The sequence below is a fragment of the Streptomyces sp. bgisy100 genome, assembly GCF_057709105.1.
Genome location: NZ_JBYITE010000010.1, coordinates 18,110 through 39,645, shown reverse-complemented (window position 1 = coordinate 39,645; position 21,536 = coordinate 18,110). Strand labels below are relative to the sequence as shown.

19 protein-coding genes are annotated in these 21,536 nt (G+C 74.8%); 6 read left to right on the top strand and 13 right to left on the bottom strand.

The window, feature by feature from the left end; translation table 11 throughout:
- Nucleotides 1-65 precede the first annotated feature (65 nt).
- The 3 genes from AC3EQ1_RS09410 to AC3EQ1_RS09400 all read right to left on the bottom strand — a co-directional run bounded on the left by AC3EQ1_RS09410 (nt 66) and on the right by AC3EQ1_RS09400 (nt 3,058).
- On the bottom strand, nt 66-728 hold the full coding sequence (locus AC3EQ1_RS09410) for a response regulator transcription factor (RefSeq protein ID WP_432093849.1): 663 nt from the start codon (nt 726-728) through the stop codon (nt 66-68).
- A complete protein-coding gene (locus AC3EQ1_RS09405; protein ID WP_432093848.1) occupies nt 725-1,993 on the bottom strand; it encodes a sensor histidine kinase in 1,269 nt (422 codons plus the stop codon). The genes AC3EQ1_RS09410 and AC3EQ1_RS09405 overlap by 4 nt, the downstream gene beginning before the upstream one ends.
- A 294-nt stretch (nt 1,994-2,287) precedes the next feature.
- Complete coding sequence (locus AC3EQ1_RS09400; protein ID WP_432093847.1) at nt 2,288-3,058, bottom strand: IclR family transcriptional regulator; 771 nt, start codon at nt 3,056-3,058, stop codon at nt 2,288-2,290.
- Nucleotides 3,059-3,165: 107 nt separating this feature from the next.
- On the opposite strand from AC3EQ1_RS09400, the gene AC3EQ1_RS09395 reads away from it, so the two are divergent.
- The 4 genes from AC3EQ1_RS09395 to AC3EQ1_RS09380 all read left to right on the top strand — a co-directional run bounded on the left by AC3EQ1_RS09395 (nt 3,166) and on the right by AC3EQ1_RS09380 (nt 7,365).
- On the top strand, nt 3,166-4,698 hold the full coding sequence (locus AC3EQ1_RS09395) for an aldehyde dehydrogenase (NADP(+)) (protein ID WP_432093846.1): 1,533 nt from the start codon (nt 3,166-3,168) through the stop codon (nt 4,696-4,698).
- Nucleotides 4,699-4,873: 175 nt separating this feature from the next.
- Nucleotides 4,874-5,401 carry a GNAT family N-acetyltransferase gene (locus AC3EQ1_RS09390; protein WP_432093845.1) on the top strand — a complete coding sequence of 176 codons (528 nt, stop codon included), beginning with the start codon at nt 4,874-4,876 and terminating at the stop codon, nt 5,399-5,401.
- On the top strand, nt 5,401-6,084 hold the full coding sequence (locus AC3EQ1_RS09385) for a GntR family transcriptional regulator (protein ID WP_432093844.1): 684 nt from the start codon (nt 5,401-5,403) through the stop codon (nt 6,082-6,084). Before AC3EQ1_RS09390 ends, AC3EQ1_RS09385 begins: the two co-directional genes overlap by 1 nt.
- 216 nt (nt 6,085-6,300) lie before the next feature.
- On the top strand, nt 6,301-7,365 hold the full coding sequence (locus AC3EQ1_RS09380; RefSeq protein WP_432093843.1) for an aminotransferase class V-fold PLP-dependent enzyme: 1,065 nt from the start codon (nt 6,301-6,303) through the stop codon (nt 7,363-7,365).
- Between the two features lie 154 nt (nt 7,366-7,519).
- Here the strand turns inward: AC3EQ1_RS09380 and thpD are convergent, their stop codons facing one another.
- The 4 genes from thpD to ectA form a co-directional block, all read right to left on the bottom strand.
- Nucleotides 7,520-8,419 carry an ectoine hydroxylase gene (gene thpD / locus AC3EQ1_RS09375; protein ID WP_432093842.1) on the bottom strand — a complete coding sequence of 300 codons (900 nt, stop codon included), beginning with the start codon at nt 8,417-8,419 and terminating at the stop codon, nt 7,520-7,522.
- 58 nt (nt 8,420-8,477) lie between these two features.
- Nucleotides 8,478-8,882: an ectoine synthase gene (locus AC3EQ1_RS09370; protein WP_351507333.1), complete on the bottom strand. Its 405-nt coding sequence runs from the start codon at nt 8,880-8,882 to the stop codon at nt 8,478-8,480.
- 97 nt (nt 8,883-8,979) lie between these two features.
- Nucleotides 8,980-10,248 carry a diaminobutyrate--2-oxoglutarate transaminase gene (gene ectB / locus AC3EQ1_RS09365; RefSeq protein ID WP_432093841.1) on the bottom strand — a complete coding sequence of 423 codons (1,269 nt, stop codon included), beginning with the start codon at nt 10,246-10,248 and terminating at the stop codon, nt 8,980-8,982.
- Nucleotides 10,249-10,303: 55 nt separating this feature from the next.
- Nucleotides 10,304-10,867, bottom strand: a complete 564-nt coding sequence (gene ectA / locus AC3EQ1_RS09360; RefSeq protein WP_432093840.1) for a diaminobutyrate acetyltransferase — start codon at nt 10,865-10,867, stop codon at nt 10,304-10,306.
- Between the two features lie 403 nt (nt 10,868-11,270).
- Here ectA and AC3EQ1_RS09355 point away from each other — a divergent pair, with 403 nt between their 5' ends.
- The gene (locus tag AC3EQ1_RS09355; protein ID WP_432093839.1) at nt 11,271-12,362 is read left to right on the top strand and encodes an amidohydrolase family protein; all 1,092 of its coding nucleotides are present in this window, start codon (nt 11,271-11,273) and stop codon (nt 12,360-12,362) included.
- A gap of 365 nt (nt 12,363-12,727) precedes the next feature.
- Nucleotides 12,728-13,819: an SCO1860 family LAETG-anchored protein gene (locus tag AC3EQ1_RS09350; RefSeq protein ID WP_432093951.1), complete on the top strand. Its 1,092-nt coding sequence runs from the start codon at nt 12,728-12,730 to the stop codon at nt 13,817-13,819.
- A 116-nt stretch (nt 13,820-13,935) separates the two neighbouring features.
- Here the strand turns inward: AC3EQ1_RS09350 and cobC are convergent, their stop codons facing one another.
- From cobC to AC3EQ1_RS09320, 6 genes are all read right to left on the bottom strand, one after another.
- A complete protein-coding gene (cobC, locus tag AC3EQ1_RS09345) occupies nt 13,936-15,003 on the bottom strand; it encodes an Rv2231c family histidinol phosphate aminotransferase CobC (protein ID WP_432093838.1) in 1,068 nt (355 codons plus the stop codon).
- Nucleotides 15,004-15,005: 2 nt separating this feature from the next.
- Nucleotides 15,006-16,067: a sirohydrochlorin chelatase gene (locus AC3EQ1_RS09340; protein ID WP_432093837.1), complete on the bottom strand. Its 1,062-nt coding sequence runs from the start codon at nt 16,065-16,067 to the stop codon at nt 15,006-15,008.
- Nucleotides 16,064-16,789 (bottom strand): cobalamin biosynthesis protein, encoded by a 726-nt coding sequence (locus AC3EQ1_RS09335; RefSeq protein ID WP_432093836.1) that lies wholly within the window; start codon nt 16,787-16,789, stop codon nt 16,064-16,066. Before AC3EQ1_RS09335 ends, AC3EQ1_RS09340 begins: the two co-directional genes overlap by 4 nt.
- Before the next feature lie 122 nt (nt 16,790-16,911).
- Nucleotides 16,912-18,477, bottom strand: a complete 1,566-nt coding sequence (locus AC3EQ1_RS09330; protein WP_432093950.1) for a cobyrinic acid a,c-diamide synthase CobB — start codon at nt 18,475-18,477, stop codon at nt 16,912-16,914.
- Nucleotides 18,477-19,073 carry a cob(I)yrinic acid a,c-diamide adenosyltransferase gene (gene cobO / locus AC3EQ1_RS09325; protein ID WP_432093835.1) on the bottom strand — a complete coding sequence of 199 codons (597 nt, stop codon included), beginning with the start codon at nt 19,071-19,073 and terminating at the stop codon, nt 18,477-18,479. Before cobO ends, AC3EQ1_RS09330 begins: the two co-directional genes overlap by 1 nt.
- The gene (locus AC3EQ1_RS09320) at nt 19,073-21,241 is read right to left on the bottom strand and encodes a putative cobaltochelatase (RefSeq protein WP_432093949.1); all 2,169 of its coding nucleotides are present in this window, start codon (nt 21,239-21,241) and stop codon (nt 19,073-19,075) included. The genes cobO and AC3EQ1_RS09320 overlap by 1 nt, the downstream gene beginning before the upstream one ends.
- Nucleotides 21,242-21,536 lie beyond the last annotated feature (295 nt).

The following is a 21,536-nucleotide window of genomic DNA, read 5'->3' as shown; positions in this document are numbered from 1 at the left end:
CCCGTGCACCCCGTACGCCCCGGGCGCCCACCCCGGCACGAGCCCCGCATGCCCCCGCGACCGCCTCACCCGGGCCGGAGGAAGCCGGACTCGTAGGCGGCGATCACCGCCTGGGTGCGGTCCCGTACCCCGAGCTTGGTGAGCACCCCCGCCACATGGGTCTTGGTCGTCGCGGGGCCCACCCGGAGCCGTTCGGTGATCTCGGCGTTGGACAGCCCCGACGCCATCAGCCGCAGCACCTCCGCCTCCCGGTCGGTGAGCCGGTCCAGCCAGGGCGCGCCGGGACCGCCCACCCGGGGCGCGGGCGCGTGCTCGGCGGCCAGCGCCCGTACCGCGGCCGGGAACAGCAGCGAGTCGCAGCGGGCGACCAGCCGGACCGCCTGCACGAGTTCCTCCGCCCCCGAGCGTTTGAGCAGGAAGCCGCTGGCCCCGGCCCGCAGGGCGTCGTAGACGTAGGAGTCGTTCTCGAAGGTCGTCACCACCACCACGCGCGGCGGTTCCGGCATGGTGCGGAGCAGCTGTTCGGTGGCCCGGATGCCGTCGATCTCCGGCATCCGCACGTCCATCAGCACCAGATCCGGGCGGAGTTCACGGATCAGCGGCACCGCCTCCGCGCCGGTCGCGGCCTCCCCGACGACCGTCATGTCCGGCTCGGCCTCCAGAATCGCCCGCAGGGCCGTCCGCACCAGCTGCTCGTCGTCGGCGAGCACGATCCGCAGGGGCGTCACCGGGCCCCTCCCGCCGGCAGCCGCACCGCGAGCCGCCACACCCCGTCGTCCTCCCCGGCCCGCGCGTTGCCGTGCAGCAGGGTGGCGCGCTCGGCGATGCCCTGCAGCCCGCGGCCGCCGCCCTCGTCCGGAGCGCGGTCCCGCGCGGGCACCGGATTCTCCATGATGATCGCCAACTCCTCTTTCTCCACCGCGATCCGCAGCCGCACGGGCACCTGCCCGGCGTGCCGCAGCGCGTTGCTCAGCCCCTCCTGCACGATCCGGTACGCCTCCCGGGAGACCGCGTCCGGCAGCGCGCCGAGCTCTCCCGAGACCGCGGGGTCGATGGTCACGCCCGCCGCCCGGGTGCGGAGCAGCAGCTCGTCCAGCTCCGCCAGCGTCGGCCCCAACGGCAGTGCGGCCGCCCGGTCCTCGTCGTCGTCCTGCCGCAACAGACCCAGGACGGCGTCCAGTTCCCCGACGGTCCGCCGGGCGGTCTCCTCGATGGCCGCCAGCGCCTGCCGGGCGAACGCGGGATCGGCGTCCAGCACCCGGCGCGCCGCGCTCGCCTGCAGGCTCACCGCGCTCAGCGCGTGCCCCACCGAGTCGTGCAGTTCCCGGGCCACCCGGTTGCGCTGCGCCAGCACCGTGGCCCGCTGCTCGGCGGCGGCGAGCCGGTCGGAGGGCGTGGGCCCCAGCAGCACGCGGGCGGCGCGGCCGAGGAGCTCGGCGGTCGAGACGGCGACCCCCGCCAGCCCGATCAGCAGCGCCACGCCCGAGAGCGGGGACAGGACCCCCTGCGCGGGGCCGTCGAACGCCGCGAAGCGGACCAGGCTCTGGTTGCGCAGTCGCTCCGAGAACGGCAGCAGCATGAGGCCGAACGCGAACGGCGGCACGGCGAGGCTCATCCCGCTGATGACTCCGCCCACCCCAAAGTGCAGGGTGCACCAGGCCGCGGTGCGCAGCCGCGCCCCGGTACTCCGGGCCGGCCCGCTCGCCAACTCGGTGTCCGGGATTCCGTGCAGGGCGTGCAGCAGCCCCAGCGAGAGCGGCCGGGAGAGCGGGAGGAGCGCGCTCGCGGCCACGATGGGCAGGGCCACGGCGAAGGTCGTCAGCACAACGGTGAGGGAACCGAAGAGCTCGTCCTCGCCCAGCAGCGGACCCACCAGCACCGAGGACGCCAGGTAGTACGGCATCAGCATGGCGCCGCCGAACACCAGATGGGCCCAGCGCGTCCGCGCCCGCGGCCCCAGGAGCGCGTCGGCACTCCGGAGCAGGGCGTTCACGTCGTACGGCGGCGCGCCGCGCGCCCGGCGGGGGAACGGACGGCGACGACGGACATCCCGGCGGTCATCCGGACAGCGTAGGCCAGCCTCCGCGACGGGATGAGCCGCTCGGCCGCTCCGAGGCCGGTCCGGCCCGACGGCCGGGACGCCACCGGCCGTTCCGCTCCGGGCCGCTGCCGGCGGCCGGGCGGAGCCGAGGGGGGTTTCTCTTATGCCCGTAACTCTCGCGGGGCGCCCCCCGGCCGCGCCTCGGCCCCGGTGAGGATCCCGCTCCGCCGCATGGGGGAGGCCGGGTCAGCGCCGGCGGGTGGCGACGAGCAGCCGGTCCCGGGCGGCGAACAGGGCCTCCCTGACCGTCCGTTCGTGCTCAGCGGTCAGCCGGGCCGCCGGCACCGAGCAGCTGATCGCGTCCCTGGCCGGGGTGCGGTACGGCAGCGCGGCGCCGAAGCAGCACAGCCCCAGTGTGTTCTCCTCGCGGTCCACGGCGTACCCCCGCTCGCGGACGCGGTGCAGCTCCTCGATCAGCTGCTCCCGGTCGGTGACCGTGTGCTCGGTCAGCGGGGTGAGCACCGGCGGGAGCATCGCCCGCACCTGCTCGTCGGAGCACGTCGCCAGCAGGGCGCGGCCCAGGGACGTCGAGTGCGCGGGCAGCCGGCGCCCCACCCGGGGGGAAGGCCGCAGATGGTGCCGGGACTGCCGGGTCGCGAGATGGACGACGTCGGTGCCGTCCAGCCGGGCGAGATGGACCGTTTCGCCGGTGTCCTCCGCCAGTCGGTCCAGGGCCGGGCGGGCGGCGGCCACCACGTCGTCGCCGTCCAGGTACGCGGTGCCGACCAGCAGCGCGCGGACCCCGATGCCGTACCGGTTGCCCGTCGCGTCCGTCTCCACCCAGTCCAGCTCCACCAGCGTGCGCAGCAGCATGTAGAGGCTGGACTTGGGGTAGCCCACGGCCTCCTGGACGGCGGCCAGCGGGTGCAGACCGGGGCGGCTCGCGAAGAACTCCAGCAACTCCACGGTGCGCACCGCGGACTTCACCGGAGCCCCGCCCGTCTCCGCAGCCGGCATCGGCCTTGACCCCCTCGTTGGCCAGGAATACTGTCCCCGAAGCATTCATCATCAGGAACAACGTTCAGCCTATCGAACGAACCTGTGGGCACGCGGAAGGATGCGCGGTGACAGCAGCAGTCTGGAGTGTCGACCCCAGGACCGGGAAGCAGCGGGAGCAGGTCGCCGTCGAGGCCACGCCGGAGGAGGTCGACCGGACGGTCCGCGCCGCCGACGCCGCGCGCCCGGCCCTCGCCGACCGGGCCGTCCGGGCCGCGTTCCTGCGCACCGCCGCCGACCTCCTCGACGCGGCCGGCGACTTCGTCGTCGAGGCCGCGGACGCCGAGACGGCGCTGGGGCCCGGCCGGCTCACCGGGGAACTGGCGCGGACCACCCACCAGCTGCGTGCCTTCGCCGAGGCCGTGACGGAGGGCGCGTTCCTGGACATCCTCATCGACCGCGCCGACCCGCACGCGGTCCCCGTGCCCCGCCCCGACCTGCGCCGCTACAAGGTGCCCCTCGGGGTCGTCGCCGTCTACGCGGCCAGCAACTTCCCGCTGGCGTTCTCCGTGCCGGGCGGGGACACGGCCAGCGCGCTCGCCGCGGGCTGCCCCGTCGTCGTCAAGGCGCACCCCGACCACCCCGCCACCTCCGAGCTGTGCGCCTCCGTGCTGCGCCGCGCGGCGGCGCGGCACGGGCTGCCGGAGGCGCTGGTCGGCCTGGTCCACGGCTTCGACGCCGGGGTGGAGCTGGTACGGCACCCCCGGGTGGCCGCCGCCGGGTTCACCGGCTCCGTACGGGGCGGCCGGGCTCTCTTCGACGCCGCCGCCGCACGCCCGGTGCCCATTCCCTTCCACGGCGAGCTGGGCAGCCTCAACCCCGTCGTCGTCACCGAGGCCGCGGCGGCGGAGCGGGCCGAGGAGATCGGCACCGGCCTGGCCGGGTCGATGACCCTGGGCGTCGGGCAGTTCTGCGTCAAGCCGGGCCTCGTCCTGGCCCCCGCCGGGGCGGCGGGCGACCGCCTGGTGCGCTCCCTCACCGAGGCCGTCAGCGACACCGCGGAGGGGGTCCTGCTCGACGCCCGGATGCACGAGGCCTTCGTCACCGGCGTGCGGGAACGGAGCGCGCTGCCCGGCGTCGAGAGCCCGGTGACCCCGGGGGAGAGCGGCGAGAACGCCGTCAGCGCCGGCTTCCTCACCGTCCCGGCCGCCCGGCTCGCCGCGGACGACGGCCACGATCTGCTGCTGGAGGAGTGCTTCGGCCCGGTCACCGTCGTCGTCCGGTACGCGGACGAGGCGGAGGTGTCCGCGGTCCTCGCCCGGCTCGCCGGAAACCTCACCGCCACCGTCCACCTCGGCGCGGAGGAAGCCAAGACGAACGACGGGCCGGCCGCGCGGCTGCTGGCCGAACTCACCCCGCTCGCGGGCCGGCTGCTGGTCAACGGGTGGCCCACCGGGGTGGCCGTCGCCCCGGCGCAGCACCACGGGGGCCCCTACCCGGCCACCACCTCGGTCTCCACCTCGGTCGGCGGCACCGCAGTCGAACGCTGGCTGCGGCCGGTCGTCCACCAGAACACCCCCGACGCGCTGCTGCCGCCGGAGCTCCGAGACGGAAACCCCCTCGGACTGCCCCGCCGGGTGGACGGCCGGCCGGAGAGCTGAGCGGCCGGGAACACGGGCGCGACGGAAGCCGAGCCAGCCGGGAGACCGGTCGGCCCGGAACGCCGAGCGGGTCGGGAGGCTGTGCCCTGCGCCCCTCCCGGCCAGCCCGCACGGCCCGCCCGGGAGCGCACACCGCGCCGGGAACCCCCGGTGCCCTCCCGCCGTCCTGACGATCATGACGGGAACACCCCTGCGGATCCGGCCCGCGACTCCGGGCGATGCCGACGCCGTCGCCGGCCTGCACCGGCGCGCCCGCGCGACGTACTACCGGGGCCACGTCCCCGACGCGGAGCTGGACGGCCCGGCGGAGGTGCTGCGGTGGCACACCGCCTGGGGGCGGGCCATCGCGGGCGGCGAACGCACCGTGCTCTGCGCCGTACGGGACGGCCGGGTGACCGCGGTGGCATCCTTTGGGAATCCCGGCGCCGAGGAGCCGGGCACCGTCCTGCTGTACCAGTTCCACACTGACCCCGGCCACTGGCGGCAGGGCATCGGCGGCGCACTCCACGACGCCTGCACCGCGGCCTGGCGGGAGGCGGGGGCCGGCGCCGCGCGCCTGGAGGTCTACCGGCACAACCTGCGCGCCCGCGCCTTCTACGAGCGCCACGGCTGGCAGCCCGAGCCGCCCCCCGCCCCCGGCGGCACCCATCTGCGGATGCGGCTGGAACTGCCCGATGGGCCGGGAGCAGAGACAATGGAGTGATGCCGGAGACGAGCCCCGAGAGCCCGGGACCCCGGACGACGGACCGAGCGTACGCCGAGGTCAGGGCCCGGCTGCTCGACGGCTCCTACCGGCCGGGGGAGCTGCTGCACGAGGACACCGTGGCCACCGAGCTCGGGCTGCCGGGCGAGGCCGTGCACGACGCCTTCACCCGGCTCCGGGAGGAGGGCGCCCTGCGGCTCTACCCCACCCGCGGAGCACTGGTCCTGCCCGCCACCCTGCAGGAGGCCCGGGACGTCATGGAGGCCCGGCTGCTGCTGGAGATCTTCGCCCTGGACTCCGTCGCCGCCCGGAGCCGCACCGAGCTGCGCGAACTCGGCCGGGAGCTGCTGAGCGAGATCCACGAGGTGGGCACGCCCGACGAGGCGATGGCGGTCGGCCGGGCGTTCCACACCCGGCTGGTCCGCGCGGCCGGCAACCCGGTGGTGGCCGACATGCACGTCGCCCTCTGGGACCGGACCTGGCACATCGCCGCCTCCTCCACCGTCGGTCCGGGCAACCCGGAGAACGACGCCGCCGAGCACGCCGCCATCGCCGAGGCCATGGCGATCGGCCGCGGCGGCGACGCCCGCGGCCTGCTGCACCGGCATGTCTCCGCGACCCTGCACCGCATCGGCGTCGTCGAGGAGTTCGCACTGCCCCGCCCCGCCGACCTCGGCGGATAGCGGCCGCAGGCGCGGTGCGCCAGGCGACTTTCGGCCACCCGGCCTCGCTTTCCGCCGTGCCCCCGTCGCCCGTCCCGGACGGCCGCCGCCACCGCTCCGACCAGCAGGAAGAGCCGTCCCGTCGGGTGCCGTCGCCCCGGTGCGAAGGAACGCTGAAGGGTGCCCCGCTCGATCACTACGTGGACGTCCTCCGGCCCCCGGGAGAGGCTTGAGGCCATGGAGAACAGCCTGGGAGGCGCCCGGTTCGCGCCCGAGACGACCTATCTCAACACCGCGTCCAGCGGTCTGCTCCCCGCGCGGTCGGCCGCCGTGCTGCGGCAGGCGGTCGACGACGCCGTCACCGGCAGGCCCACCTCGAGTCTCGGGACCGAGCCCGTGGAGCGGACCCGGGAGGCCTTCGCCGACCTGGCCGGGGTGCCCGCCGACCGGGTGTCGGCGGCGGCCTCGGTCTCGGTGCACACCGGGCTGATCGCCGCGTCGCTGCCCGCCGGGGCCGAAGTCCTCGTCGCGGACGGCGACTTCAGCTCGCTGGTCGCCCCGTTCGCCGCGCGGGCGGACCTGAAGCTTCGGAGTGTGCCGCTGGAGAGCCTGGCCGACGCGGTCCGCCCCGGCACCGCCCTGGTCGCCGTCAGCTCGGTCCAGTCCGCCGACGGCCGGATCGCCGACCTGACGGCGGTACGCGAGGCCGCCGCCGCCCACGGGGCCCGGACCCTGGTCGACGCCACGCAGTCCGTGGGCTGGCTGCCGTTCCGCGCCGACGACTTCGACTACACGGTGTGCGGGGCGTTCAAGTGGCTGCTCTGCCCGCGCGGGGTGTCGTTCCTCGTCGTACCGGCGGCCTGTGACGCCCTGCCGCCGCTCTACGCCTCCTGGCCGGCCGCCGAGGACCCGCGGGGCAGCATCTACGGACCGGTGCGGCTGGCCCGCTCGGCCAGCCGTTACGACCAGAGCTACGGCCTGCTGCCGTACCTGGCGGCCCAGCACTCGATCCCGGTGATCCGGGAGGTGGGCGGTCCCGCGGCCGTCGGCGCGCACAACACGGCCCTCGCGGAGCGGTTCCGGGCCGGTCTGGCGCGGCTGGGCCGGGAGCCGGTGCCGGCCCCGGGCTCGGCCATCGTCTCCGTCCCCGGGCTCGGCCGTGCCGAGGACGCGCTGCTCGCCGCCGGCGTGCAGATCTCCGCCCGGGCGGGGAACCTGCGGGTGTCCTTCCACCTCCACAACACGGCCGCCGACGTGGACCGGGTGCTGGACGTGCTCTCCGGGCTCCCCGGGAGTCCCTGACCCGTCGGCCCCGGGGGCGGGCCGGCCCGGAGGCCCACGGGGAGCGGACATACGAGAGCCCCGCCCGGCAACGCACCGAGCCGGGCGGGGCTCTCGTGATCCTGCGGAAGCGCTGCGTCCGGTGGAAGCGGCGCATTTCGCTACGGCGCGGACGTCACCGCACCGGCGTGAAGTCCCGCGCTCCGATGAAGTCCGGGCGCCGGACCGGGGCCGCGAACGGCTCCACGGCCTCGTTCTCCACGCTGTTGAAGACGATGAAGACGTTGCTGCGCGCGAAGGGCGTGATGTTGTCGCCCGAGCCGTGCATGCAGTTGCAGTCGAACCAGGTCGCCGAACCGGCCGCACCGGTGAACAGCTTGATGCCGTGCTGGTCGGCGAACTTCGTGAGCGCCTCGTCCGACGGGGTGCCCGCGTCCTGCATCTGCAGCGACTTCTTGTAGTTGTCCTTCGGCGTTGCCCCCGCGCAGCCGAGGAAGGTCCGGTGCGAGCCCGGCATGATCATCAAGCCGCCGTTGGTGTCGTAGTTCTCGGTCAGCGCGATCGAGACGGACACCGTCCGCATGTTCGGCAGGCCGTCCTCGGCGTGCCAGGTCTCGAAGTCCGAGTGCCAGTAGAACCCCGTGGCCCCGAAACCGGGCTTGACGTTGATCCGGCTCTGGTGGACGTACACGTCCGAGCCGAGGATCTGCCGGGCGCGCTCCACCACGCGCGGGTCACGCACCAGGCCCGCGAACACCTCGCTGATCTTGTGCACCTCGAAGACCGTCCGGACGTCCTGCGACCTCGGCTCGACGATGGAGCGCTCGTCGGCCCGGATGCCCGGGTCGGTGGTCAGCCGGTCGAGCTCGGCACGGTACTTCGCCACCTCGTCCGGAGTGATCAGCTGGTCCACCGTCAGGAAACCGTCGCGATCGAAGTCGCGCAGGTCGGACGGCTGGACCGGGCCGGGAGCCCCCGGCTCGGACCATACGACCGGGTCCAGTCGCGGAGTGCTCACCTCGGTGGCTCCGCGCGTCGGGTAGAGATCGGCCGTTCGCTCGGGTGCGGTGGTCATGGTGGTGCTCCCTCTCCTCTCGTACGTCCCTGCTCTTTCCTTTCCTGCGTGGGGAAGCTCAGTTCTCGGCAGGCTCGGTGAGCAGCGGGTACACACCGTTCTCGTCGTGGTCCTCCCGGCCGGTGACCGGCGGGTTGAACACGCAGACGCAGCGGAAGTCGGTCTTCGGGCGCATGGTGTGACGCTCGTGGCCGTCCAGGAGGTACATCGTTCCCGGAGTGATCCAGTGCGTCTCACCGGTCTCGTCGTTGGTCAGCTCGGCCTCGCCCTCGACGCAGAGCACGGCCTCGATGTGGTTGGCGTACCACATCGACGTCTCGGTGCCGGCGTAGAGCGTGGTCTCGTGCAGCGAGAAGCCCACACGCTCCTTGGCCAGGACGATGCGCTTGCTCTCCCAGGTGCCCGACGCGGCCTTCACGTGGCGGTCGGTGCCCTCGATGTCCTTGAACGAACGGACGATCACGGTGATGGTGCCTTTCTGTTCTACGGTCGGCGGTACGGGGGATGAGGTCAACCCGTGGGGCCGGGGGCGGCCCGACGGCCGCCCCCGGAAACAGCCGTCAGGCCGTCTCGCGCACCGCCCGGGCGAGAATGCGCAGACCCTCGTCCAGCTCCTCCGGGGTCACGGTGAGCGGCGGCAGCAGCTTCACGACCTCGCTCTGCGGACCCGAGGTCTCGATCAGCAGACCCAGCTCGAAGGCGCGGGCGGCGACCTTGTTCGCCCGGTCCTTGTCGGCGAACTCCAGGCCCCAGGCGAGGCCACGGCCGCGGGCGCTGCCGCCCAGCCGCGGGTGCTCCTCGACGATCGCGTTGAGGGCCTGCTCGACCTGCTCGCCGCGGGCGATGGTCTGCTTCTCCATCTGCCCGTCCGCCCAGTAGGTATCCAGGGCGGCGGCAGACGTCACGAAAGCCGGGTTGTTGCCACGGAAGGTGCCGTTGTGCTCACCCGGCTCCCATATGTCCAGCTCGGGCTTGAAGAGGGTGAGCGACATCGGCAGGCCGTAGCCGCTGATGGACTTCGACAGGGTGACGATGTCCGGGGTGATGCCGGCCTCCTCGAAGGAGAAGAAGGCACCGGTACGGCCGCAGCCCATCTGGATGTCGTCGACGATCAGCAGCATGTCGCGGCGCTTGCAGAGGTCCGCGAGGGCACGCAGCCACTCGGCGCGGGCGACGTTGATGCCGCCCTCGCCCTGGATCGTCTCGACGATCACGGCGGCGGGCTGGTTCAGGCCGGAGCCCTGGTCCTCGAGCAGCCGCTCGAACCACAGGAAGTCCGGAACCCGGCCCTCGAAGTAGTTGTCGAAGGGCATCGGCGTGCCGTGGACGAGCGGGATGCCCGCACCGGCGCGCTTCATCGAGTTGCCGGTGACGGCCAGCGCGCCCAGCGACATGCCGTGGAAGGCGTTGGTGAAGCTGACGATCGACTCGCGGCCCTTGACCTTACGGGCGAGCTTCAGCGCCGCCTCGACGGCGTTGGCGCCTGTCGGGCCCGGGAACATGACCTTGTAGGGCAGGTCACGCGGGCGCAGGATCGTGTTCTGGAAGGACTCCAGGAAGGCCCGCTTGGCGGTGGTGCCCATGTCGAGACCGTGGGTGACGCCGTCGCGCTCGATGTAGTCGATCAGGGCGCGTTTCAGCACCGGGTTGTTGTGCCCGTAGTTCAGGGCGCCGGCACCGGCGAAGAAGTCGAGGTACGTATGGCCGTCCTCGTCGTACATGTAGCTGCCCTGAGCCCGGTCGAACACGGCGGGCCAGCTGCGGCAGTAACTGCGCACCTCCGACTCCAGGGTCTCGAAGACGCTCAGGGCGGGCGGGGTGATGGTCACAGCGAGCTCCAGGGAGAGTGGCGTGAGGAAGGGAGGAAAGTCTTGGGGGCGGGCTTCAGCGTGGGGGCGCCGGTGCCGCGAGGGGACCGATCCGGTACAGCACCTCGGGCTCGTGCCCGCCGTCGGGGAACAGGCCGCCGTCGAACAGGACCTCTCGCTCCACCGCGGCTCCGTGCCGCTCGGCGAACGAGCTGAACAGCCGGTTCGAGGGTGCGTTGTCGGGGGTGATGGTGGTTTCGACGCTGCGGACGCCGAGTCCGCCGGCGACCCGGAGGGTCAGTCCGTCCAGGAGCGCCGCGGCCAGGCCGCGTCCGCGCTGCGCGTGGTCGACGGCGACCTGCCAGACGACCAGGGTCTGTGGGCGCTCCGGGCGGATGTAGCCGGTGATGAAGCCGACCGGCTCGCCGCCCCCGTCGCGCGCCACCACGGAGGTGGCGGCGAAGTCACGGCACCACAGGAGGTAGCTGTACGAGGAGTTGAGGTCGAGCACCTTGGAGTCGCGGGCAATGCGCCATATCGCGGCTCCGTCCTCGACTCGCGGGGTGTCGAGTTCGAGGCCCTCGGGCATTTCGAGGAATTCGGTGTCGACACCTGCAAGGGCTGCTTGTGCGGCGGTCATGCAAATTAAATTTACCCAGGGCAAATCGAAATCGCATCTCGGACAGGGGTTACGGAAGTGGGGGTCCATGTGATATCGCGCGTGGACGCGCGGGCGTGCGGACGCTCTGCGGATAGGGCCGTTTTGCCCGGTAATTCCGGGGCGAAGCGGACCTGCTGTGGAGTCCGTCACATGTGCGTAACGCCGATGAGACCCATCTGAATTGCGTCACCGACCGACAGAAACTGGGGCGTTTGAAGGCCGGGATGGAGGGAAGAAGCAGATGGAAAGCTATACGGATGAGTAATTGGGAATTCGCCCGCAAAGGATATGTCGAATCGCTGGCCCCGCAATAGTGGAAGGCGGGGGCAGTATTCGCGTGACCGGTGCGCCCTGTGTCCGGGGGGCTCGTACAGTGCGTCCCATGAGCGAGAGTGCTGTGCTGCACATCAGGGGACGGGTGCTGGTCGGGCCGGAAGAGGTCCGGGACGAGCTGTGGGTGGTGGACGGCAGAGTCACCTACCGGCGGCCGGCGGCCGCACACGATGTGACCACCGTAACCGGCTGGGCGCTGCCCGGCCTGGTGGACGCCCACTGCCATGTCGGGCTGGACGCCCACGGCCCGGTCGACGAGTCGACCAGCGAGAAGCAGGCACTGACCGACCGCGACGCCGGGGCGCTGCTCCTCAGGGACGCCGGCTCCCCCTCCGACACCCGCTGGATCGACGACCGCGAGGACCTGCCGCGCATCATCCGCGCGGGGCGTCACATCGCGCGCACCAAGCGTTACATCCGCAACTACGCGCATGAGATCGAGCCCGAGGACCTGGTCGCCTACGTCGCGCAGGAGGCCCGGCGCGGTGACGGCTGGGTCAAGCTCGTCGGGGACTGGATCGACCGCGAGACCGGCGATCTGGGCGTCTGCTGGCCGCGCGGCGCCGTGGAGGCCGCGATCGCCGAGGCGCACCGGCTGGGCGCCCGGGTCACCGCCCACTGCTTCGCCGAGGAGACGCTGGCGCCGCTGGTCGAGGCGGGCATCGACTGCATCGAGCACGCGACGGGGCTCACCGAGGAGACCATCCCGCTGTTCGCCGAACGCGGCGTCGCCATCGTGCCCACCCTGGTCAACATCGCCACCTTCCCCAAGCTCGCCGACGGCGGCCAGGCGAAGTTCCCGCGCTGGTCGGACCATATGCGGCGGCTCCACGCCCGCCGCTACGACACGGTGCGCTCCGCCTACGACGCGGGCATCCCGGTGTACGTCGGCACGGACGCGGGCGGCTCGCTCGCGCACGGTCTGGTCGGGGCGGAGGTCGCCGAACTGGTCCGTGCGGGCATCCCGCCCCTCGCGGCGCTCTCCGCGACCACCTGGGGCGCGCGGGAGTGGCTGGGCAGGCCGGGGCTCACCGAGGGCGCACCGGCCGACCTCGTGGTCTACGAGGATGATCCCCGGGCGGACGTCCGGGTGCTGACCGCGCCGCGGCGGGTGGTGCTGCGGGGGCGGGTGATCGGCTGAGCCCGGGGGAGGGGCGCCGGCGACGCGTGGCCACCGGCGGCGACCGAGGGTGACCGGGCCGGGGCGCCGGCCGGGGCCCGGAGCCGAGTGCGGCGGGCGCGGGGGTGACGTGACCCGAGGGCGCACCACCGGGCCGGGTGTCGAGGTCACGGCCGTGATCGGCGGACTGCGAGCCGGGCGGCGTATTCGAATGTGATGGCGGAAACCACCCGTTGGGATGAACTCACGGCTGGTTGACCACTGTTCACGCTCAGTACGTAAGTATGTCCGGGTCGTGGTCGTCGGCGCCCCCGATGTCCCCTGGGCGGCGCCGACGGCCCCATGTCTCCTTGGGGGTTTCCACCGTGAACAGCTCTGCCTTCGGCATGCCCGCGCGCCGCGCCGCCGCCATGCTGACCGCCACCGCCCTGGCCGCCGGTCCCGCGGCCGTCCTGGGCGCGGCGCCCGCCCACGCCACCGGTGGCGGCGGTGGGAAGGCCGGGGCCGTCGTGCTCCGCACCGGCCTCGATGTCCGTCTGCTCAACGATTCCGTGCACGTCCCGCTGAACGCGGCCCTGAACGAGGTGCAGGCCCCCGCGGACGCCGACCGGACCGCGCTGGCGGTGCGGCTGGACGGCGTCGGCCGCGGCCGCCCGGTCAGCGTGCTGCGCGCCGACGCGGCCACCGCTCGCGCCACGGCCGACGCCCGCCGGGCCAAGGGCTACGCCAACCTCGTCCGGGCCCGGGTCCACGTCCCCGGTCTGCCGCTGCTGTCGCTGATCGAGGTCGAGCAGGTCACGTCGAAGGCGGTGTGCATGGCCGGTCACCGGCCGGAGGCCGTGTCGAACGTGCTGGGCACGGTGCGGGTGCTCGGCAGGAAGGTCACGCTCAGCTCCGGCGGCACGACCCGGGTGCGGGTGCCGCAGGTGGGGGAGGTGCGGCTCGATCTGTCACGGACCGCCACCACCTCGCGGACGGCGGCGGCCACCGCGCTCGCGCTCCGGGTCTCGGTCGATCCGCTCAAGCTGAACGTCGCGAAGGTCCAGGGCCGGGTCACGCTGGCCGAGGCCACTTGCCGGAGCCCGCACGCCGGGGGCAGCCAGGGGCCGGGGAGGCCCGGGGAGCGGCCGGACCACGAGAAGCCGGGGGCGGAGAAGCCGGGCGCGGAGCGGCCCGGGCAGGAGGAACCGGGCGCCGGGCAGCCGGGCGGCGCGGAGAAGCCCGGCGGGGGCGAGCCGGGAGCCGGGAAGCCGGGCGGTGGAGGGAAGCCCGCGCAGGGCAGCACCGATGGCCCGCGGCTCAGCACGCAGACGGGGTCCGGCACGGAACGGGCGGACGCGGGTGACCGGCCGGCCGGCGGGAACCTCGCGCAGACCGGTGGCAGCTCCACCACCCCGTATCTGGCCGGGGGCGCCGCCCTGCTGGTCGTGGCGGGCGGCGGAGCGCTCGTCCTCGCCCGGCGCCGCCGCCGGGGCTGACCCGCTGCCGCTGGACCTGACCCCGCCGCCGGGGCCGACCGACCCCGTAGGGCGGGGCGGCGCCACGTCGCCGGGATCCGCCCCGGCGGCGCCGGCCCCCCCGGTGACCTCCCTCGTCAGCCGTCCGCGAGGGCCTTCGCCAGGGCCTCCGTGAAGCGGTCCGTCGTCGGCCGGTCGCGCACCGCGATCCGCAGCCAGTCCGGCCCCAGGCCCGGGAAGGTGTCACCGCGGCGGACCGCGAACCCCTGGTCCCGCAACCGGTCCCGCACGGCGGCGGCTCCGGCCAGCCGGACCAGCACGAACGGTCCCGCGGGCGGCGCGCCCACCTCCACCCCGTCGACCTCGGCCAGCCGGCCCAGCAGATGGGCGCGGTCCGAGGCGATGCGGTGGGCCGCGTGGGCGGCCTCGGCGAGGGCCTGCGGCTCACTGCACGCCACCGCCGCCGCCAGGGCCGGTCCGGAGACCGGCCAGAGCGGCTGGGCGCGCTCCAGCGCGGCGATCAGCTCCGGCGCGGCGAGCACGTACCCGATGCGCAGCCCCGCCAGGCCCCAGGTCTTGGTGAGGCTGCGCAGGACCACCAGCCCCGGCAGGTCGGTGCGCCCGGCGAGCGACTCGCCCTCGCCGGGCACGGCGTCCATGAAGGCCTCGTCGACCACGAGCACCCGCCCGGGGCGCGCCAGCCGGGCGAGCGCGTCGGCCGGGTGCAGCACGGAGGTGGGGTTGGTCGGGTTGCCCACCACGACCAGGTCGGCGTCGTCCGGAACCGCCTCCGCGGCCAGCCCGAACCCCGCCCCGGCCGCCAGCAGCACCCGCTCGACCTCGTGCCCGGCGTCCCGCAGCGCGGCCTCCGGCTCGGTGAACTGGGGGTGCACCACCACCGGGCGGCGCGCCGGGAAGGCCCGCGCCAGCAGCACGAACGCCTCGGCGGCGCCCGCCGTCAGCAGCACCCGGTCCTCGTCCAGCCCGTGACGCCGGGCCACGGCGGCGCGGGCCGGCCGCCCGTCCGGGTACGCGGCCAGGTCGTCCAGGGACGCGGCGATCCGCTCCTTGAGCCAGGCCGGGGGCGTGCCCGCCCGGACGTTCACCGCGAGATCGGTCAGACCGGCGCCGCCGCCGCGCACCTCCGCGTCCCCGTGGTGGCGCAGATCGACGGCGGACTCCGCCGGCTCGGGAGAGGTCGGCACGGTCACCGTCCCGTGCGGTGGTCGCGGGGTTCCTCGCCGGCGGGCGCGCCGGCCCGGTCGTGCTGTCGCGGAACGGTCCCCGGGGCCCCGGCCCATGGCTCCGCCGGCCGGGCGCAGGAGTCGCAGAGCTGCTCCGGGCCGTCGCCGACGGCCTCCCGGTACCGCTCCAGGACCAGATCGGCCAACTCCTCGGCCGGTCCTATGACATCGGCGGAGATCACCTCCACCTCGGGGTGCGCCGAGGCCCAGCCCTCGGACTGCTGCCACGCCCGGTCCGGGAGTGCGCCGGCGAAGAGGAAGTACGGCAGGACCACGATCCGTTGCGCGCCGAGCCGGAGGCAGCGGTCGAGGCCGGACGGCACATCGGGCGCCGCGAGCGAGACGAAGGCCGTCTCCACGCCGGCGAAGCCCCGGCCCTCCCAGAGCAGCCGGGCCGCCAGGTGCACCTCGGCGTTGCCGGCCGGGTCGGTGGAACCGGCGCCCACCAGCAGCACGGTGGTGCGCGCCCGGTCGGAGGGCGACCGGGCGGCCTCGCCCAGCGCCTCGTCGAGCCGGCGGTCCAGCGCCCGCAACAGCAGGGGGTGCGGGCCGAGCGCGCGGCCGTACCGGTAGGCGATGCCGGGGTGCCGCCGCGTCTCGTCGGCCAGCGCGTCGGTCACGCCGTCGGCGGCGCGCCCGGAGCCGACGAGCGTGAGGGGCACGGCCGCGCACCGGGTCACTCCCCGCTCGGCGAGCCCGGCCACGGCGTCCGCCAGCGGCAACGCGGGTTGGCACGCCGGGTTCTGCGGCGAGGGGTTCTGCGGCGAGGGGTTCCGCGGCGAGGGGTTCCGTGGTGAAAGGTTCCACGGTGAATGGCTTTGCGGAGAAGGGCTCTGCGGTGAGGCGGGCCGCTCCGGACCGGTGGGGGGAGCGCCGGGCCGTGGAGCCTGTTCGACGAGTCCACCCGCCACCGGCAGTCCGGGTGCGCGCCGTTCCAGCTCCTGGACGAGGGCGTGGACGGCGGCAACTCCCGCTTCGTCGCGGGTGCCGGGGCCGGCGATGAGCAGCGCGGGCGGGGTCGTCACTGTGACTCCTTGGACGTGCGGGTGGGGCCGACCGGTCCGGACGGGGCCGGACCGGCAAGGAGAAGCGGGTGGGGAACCGCCGCGACGCCGGCCGGACCGCTCTTCTCCCCTAAGTTAATGACTCCGGTGCCGCGCTGTCTGCGCAGGGCAGCCCTTCTCTCCACCGAACTGTCCGTTCCGACCGGCGTTTCCCCGGTTGCTCCGGCCGTCGCTGCTCCTGCCCGGACCCCTGGTACCGCCGCTCCGGGTGGCTCTCCTGCCGCAGCCGCTCCCGGCGCCGCGTCGTGTCCGCCGTCCCGGCGCCGGGCCACGGCCGCGGTGACCATCGCCGGGCGGCCTTCGGGCACTGACTTCCGCTTGGGCACGACGAGTTCGGCCCCCGGCCCGGCGGCCAGCAGCGCGGCTGCCTCGGCGACCCCGGGCGCACCGACGGAGGCGCGGGACGCTTCGGACGGGTGCGGCACCTCCACGGCGGCCAACGCGTCGGCCGGATAGGCCCGCAGCGGCACGCCGAGCCGTTCGGCGGCACCGAGGAGCCCGGCCTCGTCCGCCTTGGCGCGGACGGTCGCGAGTTCGGCGACCTCGCTCTCCGCGAGCCCGGCGGTGGCGAGGACGTCCCGGATCAGCCCGAGGGCTTCGGCGCACGGCGCGCCCCGGCGCGCCCCGACCCCGACGACGAGGGACGGGAGCCGGCGCGGGACGCCGGTCTCGGAGCCGGCCACCGCACGAGTCCCGCCGGGCCTGCCGGTCCCGCCGGGCCTGCCGGGCCTGCCGGTTCGTCCGGTCCCGCCGTCCCGTCCCCCACCGGGTCCCCCGGCCGCCTCCGTCCCGGTGTGCTCGGAGGTCAACGGATCCCGGCCGGTGGGGCGGACGCCGGCGCCGTCCGGCCGTCCGAGGTGTTCCGGACGCGCGCATCCGCGCACTGCTCGACGAACCGCCGGGCCACCCCCGGCGCGGCGGCCCAGTGCACATGGACGTACGAGGCGTGCACCCCGCCGTGGACGAATCCCTCCAGCCGGCGCTGCGGGTGCACCAGCCCCCATGCGGCCGTCGGCCCGGCCCCCGGCTCCAGCACCGTGCGGTGGAACTCGTGCCCGCGCAGCCGGGCTCCCGCGGGAGCCAGCACGTTGTCCGAGACCGCCACCGCCTCCCGGTAGCCGAGGGTCAGCCGCTGCGACATCCGTGCCTCCGCGTCCAGCACCCCGCACATCGGGCTGCCGTCCAGCGACCGGCACAGATACAGCAGGCCGGCGCACTCCGCCGCCACCGGCGCCCCCGACGCCGCCAGCCGGGCCACGGCCCTGCGCAGCGGCTCGTTCGCCGAGAGCTCGGGCGCGTACATCTCCGGGAAGCCGCCACCGATCACCAGGCCCGAGGCGTTCTCCGGGAGCTCTTCGTCCCGCAGGGGATCGAAGGTCACCACCTCCGCCCCGGCCGCCGTGAGCAGCTCCGTGTGCTCCGCATAGGAGAAGGTGAACGCGGAGCCGCCCGCGACGGCGACCACCGGCCTGCCGGTCCCAGGGCCGCCCACCGCACGCGGCGGCGCGGGGGAGCGGAGGGAGTCCGGGGCCGCATCCGTGCCGCCCGCCCCGCCGGTCTCCGCGCCCGGCTCCGGCGAGGTGCCCCCGCCGGTCCACGCGGGGGACCACAGCCCGTCCTCCGCGAGCGCTTCCGCGGGATCCCAGGCCACGCCCGGCAGCGCGGGAGCGGTGCGGGCCAGCGCGAGCAGCGCCTCCAGGTCGCACCCCGCGCGGATGTGCGCCGCCATGGCCGCGACGGCCTCCACGGCGTCCTCCCGCCGCTCGGCGACCGGCACCAGGCCCAGATGCCGGGACGGGGTGCCCACGCCGTCCGTACGCCGCAGGGCGCCCAGCACCGGCACACCCGAACCGCCCAGTGCCTCCCGCAGCAGCTCCTCGTGCCGGTCCGAGCCGACCTTGTTCAGGATCACCCCGCCGACCCGTACCTCCGGGTCCCAGGAGGCGAAGCCGTGCACCAGCGCCGCCACCGAACGGGACTGGGACGAGGCGTCCACCACCAGCACCACCGGCGCCTTCAGCAGCTTGGCCACATGCGCCGTCGACGCCAGCTCGCCCTGCAGGGCGGCGCCGTCGTAGAGCCCCATCACTCCCTCGACCAGGGCCAGATCGGCCCCTGCCGCGCCGTGCAGGAACAGCGGCGCGATCCGCTCCGGGCCGCACAGATACGCGTCCAGGTTGCGGCCCGGCCGGCCCGTCGCCAGCGCGTGGTAGCCCGGATCGATGTAGTCCGGGCCGACCTTGTGCGGCGACACCGTCAGGCCGCGCTCGGCGAACGCGGCCATCAGGCCCGTCGCCACCGTCGTCTTGCCGCTGCCGGAGGCCGGCGCCGCTATGACCAGCCGGGGGACGGGCGAGCCGGCCGAGGACATCACCACTCGATGCCCCTCTGGCCCTTCTGCCCCGCGTCCATCGGGTGCTTGACCTTCGACATGTCGGTGACCAGGTCGGCGAAGTCGACCAGCCGCTGCGGTGCGTTACGCCCCGTGATGACGACGTGCTGGGTGCCCGGGCGGTCCCGCAGCACCGACACCACCTCGTCGGGATCCACCCAGCCCCAGTGCATCGGGTACGCGAACTCGTCCAGCACGTACAGCCGGTATGCCTCCGCCGCCAGATCGCGCTTGACCTGCTCCCAGCCCTCCTTCGCGGCCTCCTCGCTCGACTCGATGTCGCGCTGGACCCACGACCAGCCCTCGCCCATCTTGTGCCATGCGACCGTCCCCCCTTCGCCGGAGTCACCGAGCACCCGCAGCGCCCGCTCCTCGCCGACCCGCCACTTCGCGGACTTCACGAACTGGAATACACCGACCGGCCAGTTCTGGTTCCACGCCCGCAGCGCCATCCCGAACGCGGCGGTCGACTTCCCCTTGCCGACGCCCGTGTGCACCATCACCAGCGGCCGGTTCCGGCGCTGGCGGGTCGTCAGCCCGTCCTGGGGTACGACACTCGGCTTGCCCTGCGGCATTACGCAGCCCTCCCTGTCCTCGGCAGTCCGGGCGATCCCGGCGTTCCCTGTACATCGCGGACCAGCGACGCCACGCTCTCCGCCCGCAGTTCGTCCAGCGTCACGGCGGTGCCGCCCAGATCGCGGGCGAGCCCGCCCGCCAGTCCCAGCCGCACCGGCCCGGACTCGCAGTCCACCACCACCGACGCCGTGCCCTCCGCGGCCAGCAGCCGCGCGGCCCGGGAAGCGAGCGCCAGCGGCTCCTCCCGGCCGCCGGCGCCGACTCCGGCGCCGACTCCGGACCCGCTCCGGCGCCCCGCACCGGGACCGGTGGCCCGGCCGTCCGTCACCACGACCAGCAGCGGCCGCCGCGAGGGGTCCCGCAGCCGTTCCACCCGCAGCACCTCACGGGCCCGCAGCAGCCCCGCGGCCAGCGGCGTACGCCCCCCGGTCGGCAGGGACTCCAGCCGGGCCGCGCCCGCCTCCACCGACGAGGTCGGCGGCAGCGCCAGCTCGGCGTCCTTGCCCCGGAAGGTCACCAGACCCACCTTGTCGCGCCGTTGGTAGGCGTCGAGCAGCAGCGACAGCACCGCGCCCTTGACCGCGCCCATCCGCTGCCGCGCCGCCATCGACCCGGAGGCGTCCACCACGAACAGCACGAGATTGCCCTCGCGGCCCTCGCGCACCGACTGCCGCAGGTCGTCGCGGCGGACCACCAGCCCCGGCCCGCGACGGCCGCGCGCATGCTGGTGCGGGGCCGCCGCCTGCACGGTCGCCGCCAGATGCAGCTTGGTGAGTGCGCCCCGGGGCCGTACGGCACCCGTCGTGCGCCCGTGCGCCGTACGCGCCCGCGAGCGCCGCCCGGCCGCGCCCTCGCCCAGCCCGGGCACGCTCAGCATCCTCGTCCGGAACGGCTCCGCCGCCCCGACCGCGCGCTGTTCAGCCGCGGCCCCCGCGCCCGGGGCGCCGTCCGGCCCGGACTCCTCCCCGGACGTCTCGGGCTCGGCCTGCGAAGCCTCCGACGACGGCTCCGGGTGCCCCTCCGGCTCCTGCTGTGACGCCGACGGAGCGGGCGCGTCCGCCTCGGTCGGAGCGGGCGCCTCGTCCTCCGGCCGCTCCCCGGACGGCTCCGCGTCCTGCGGACCGCTCGACTCCGGCCCGTCCGAGGGCGATTCGCCGCCCCCGCCGCCGTCCGGGCCCGGATCGGGATCGTCGTCCCCGAACTCGTCCAGGGTGCGGTCCAGCTTCTCCTCGTCCAGCCCCGGCGCGTCGAACGGGTTGCGCCGCCGCCGGTGCGGCAGCGCCAGCAGCGCGGCCTGCCGGACGTCCTCCTTACGGACGTCCGTACGCCCGGCCCACGCCGCGAGCGCGGTGGCCGTCCGCGCCGTCACGATGTCCGCGCGCATCCCGTCGACCTCGAACGCCGCGCACACCGCCGCGATCCGGCGCAGCGCGCCGTCCCCGAGCCGCACCGACGGCAGCAGCGCCCGCGCGGCGGCGATCCGCTCCCGCAGCTGCTGTTCCTCGGCCGCCCAGCGCTCCGCGAAGCCCGCCGGGTCCTCGTCGTACGCCAGCCGCCGACGGACGACCTCCACCCGCTGGTCCGGCTCCCGCGAGGCCGCCACCTCCACGGTCAGCCCGAACCGGTCGAGCAACTGCGGCCGCAGCTCGCCCTCTTCCGGGTTCATGGTGCCGACCAGCAGGAACCGGGCCGCGTGCCGCACGGAGACGCCCTCGCGCTCCACGTACGAGGCGCCCATCGCCGCCGCGTCCAGCAGCAGGTCCACCAGATGGTCGTGGAGGAGGTTGACCTCGTCCACGTACAGCACCCCGCGGTGCGCGTCCGCCAGCAGGCCCGGCTCGAAGGCCTTCCGGCCCTCCGACAGGGCCCGTTCGATGTCCAGGGCGCCGACGAGCCGGTCCTCCGAGGCACCCACCGGGAGTTCGACCATCCGGGCCGGCCGGGAGACACCCGCCGCCGGCCCGTGCGGCCCGTCCGGGCAGGACCCGTCGGGAGCCGCCGGATCGCAGGAGAACCGGCAGCCCGGCACCACGTCCACCGCCGGCATCAGGGCGGCGAGCGCCCGCACGGCGGTCGACTTCGCCGTGCCCTTCTCACCGCGCACCAGCACCCCGCCGACCGCCGGGGAGACCGCGTTGAGCAGCAGCCCCAGCCGCAGGTCGTCCATGCCGACGATCGCCGTGAACGGATAGCTGGGCACCGCGGGGGCGCCGGCCGCGCCGCCGCCCCCGGTCGCCGCGTCCGGTTCCGCGGCCGAAGCCGTCGTGGTCGTCATACGTCATCCTCCAGGTCACCCTCGAGCTGCGGGCAGGTCGCGCGGAGCCGCTCATGGGCCCGCGGTTCCGCCGCTGTCGTCCGGCCCGTCGTCCACCGGCCCCTGATGGACCGGCTCCCGGTCCACCGTTCACTGATCCGTCGTCCGGCCGTTCCCCGGCATCTCTCCCGCCGGCCCGTCATCCCCT

Coding starts and splice junctions, on each gene's coding strand:
- AC3EQ1_RS09320 (WP_432093949.1), bottom strand. CDS start 21,241: ATGGACGACCTGCGGCTGGGGCTGCTGCTCAACGCGGTCTCCCCGGCG.
- AC3EQ1_RS09380 (WP_432093843.1), top strand. CDS start 6,301: ATGGAGAACAGCCTGGGAGGCGCCCGGTTCGCGCCCGAGACGACCTAT.
- AC3EQ1_RS09385 (WP_432093844.1), top strand. CDS start 5,401: ATGCCGGAGACGAGCCCCGAGAGCCCGGGACCCCGGACGACGGACCGA.
- AC3EQ1_RS09400 (WP_432093847.1), bottom strand. CDS start 3,058: ATGCCGGCTGCGGAGACGGGCGGGGCTCCGGTGAAGTCCGCGGTGCGC.
- AC3EQ1_RS09390 (WP_432093845.1), top strand. CDS start 4,874: ATGACGGGAACACCCCTGCGGATCCGGCCCGCGACTCCGGGCGATGCC.
- ectA (WP_432093840.1), bottom strand. CDS start 10,867: ATGACCGCCGCACAAGCAGCCCTTGCAGGTGTCGACACCGAATTCCTC.
- thpD (WP_432093842.1), bottom strand. CDS start 8,419: ATGACCACCGCACCCGAGCGAACGGCCGATCTCTACCCGACGCGCGGA.
- AC3EQ1_RS09355 (WP_432093839.1), top strand. CDS start 11,271: ATGAGCGAGAGTGCTGTGCTGCACATCAGGGGACGGGTGCTGGTCGGG.
- AC3EQ1_RS09350 (WP_432093951.1), top strand. CDS start 12,728: ATGCCCGCGCGCCGCGCCGCCGCCATGCTGACCGCCACCGCCCTGGCC.
- cobO (WP_432093835.1), bottom strand. CDS start 19,073: ATGCCGCAGGGCAAGCCGAGTGTCGTACCCCAGGACGGGCTGACGACC.
- AC3EQ1_RS09330 (WP_432093950.1), bottom strand. CDS start 18,477: ATGTCCTCGGCCGGCTCGCCCGTCCCCCGGCTGGTCATAGCGGCGCCG.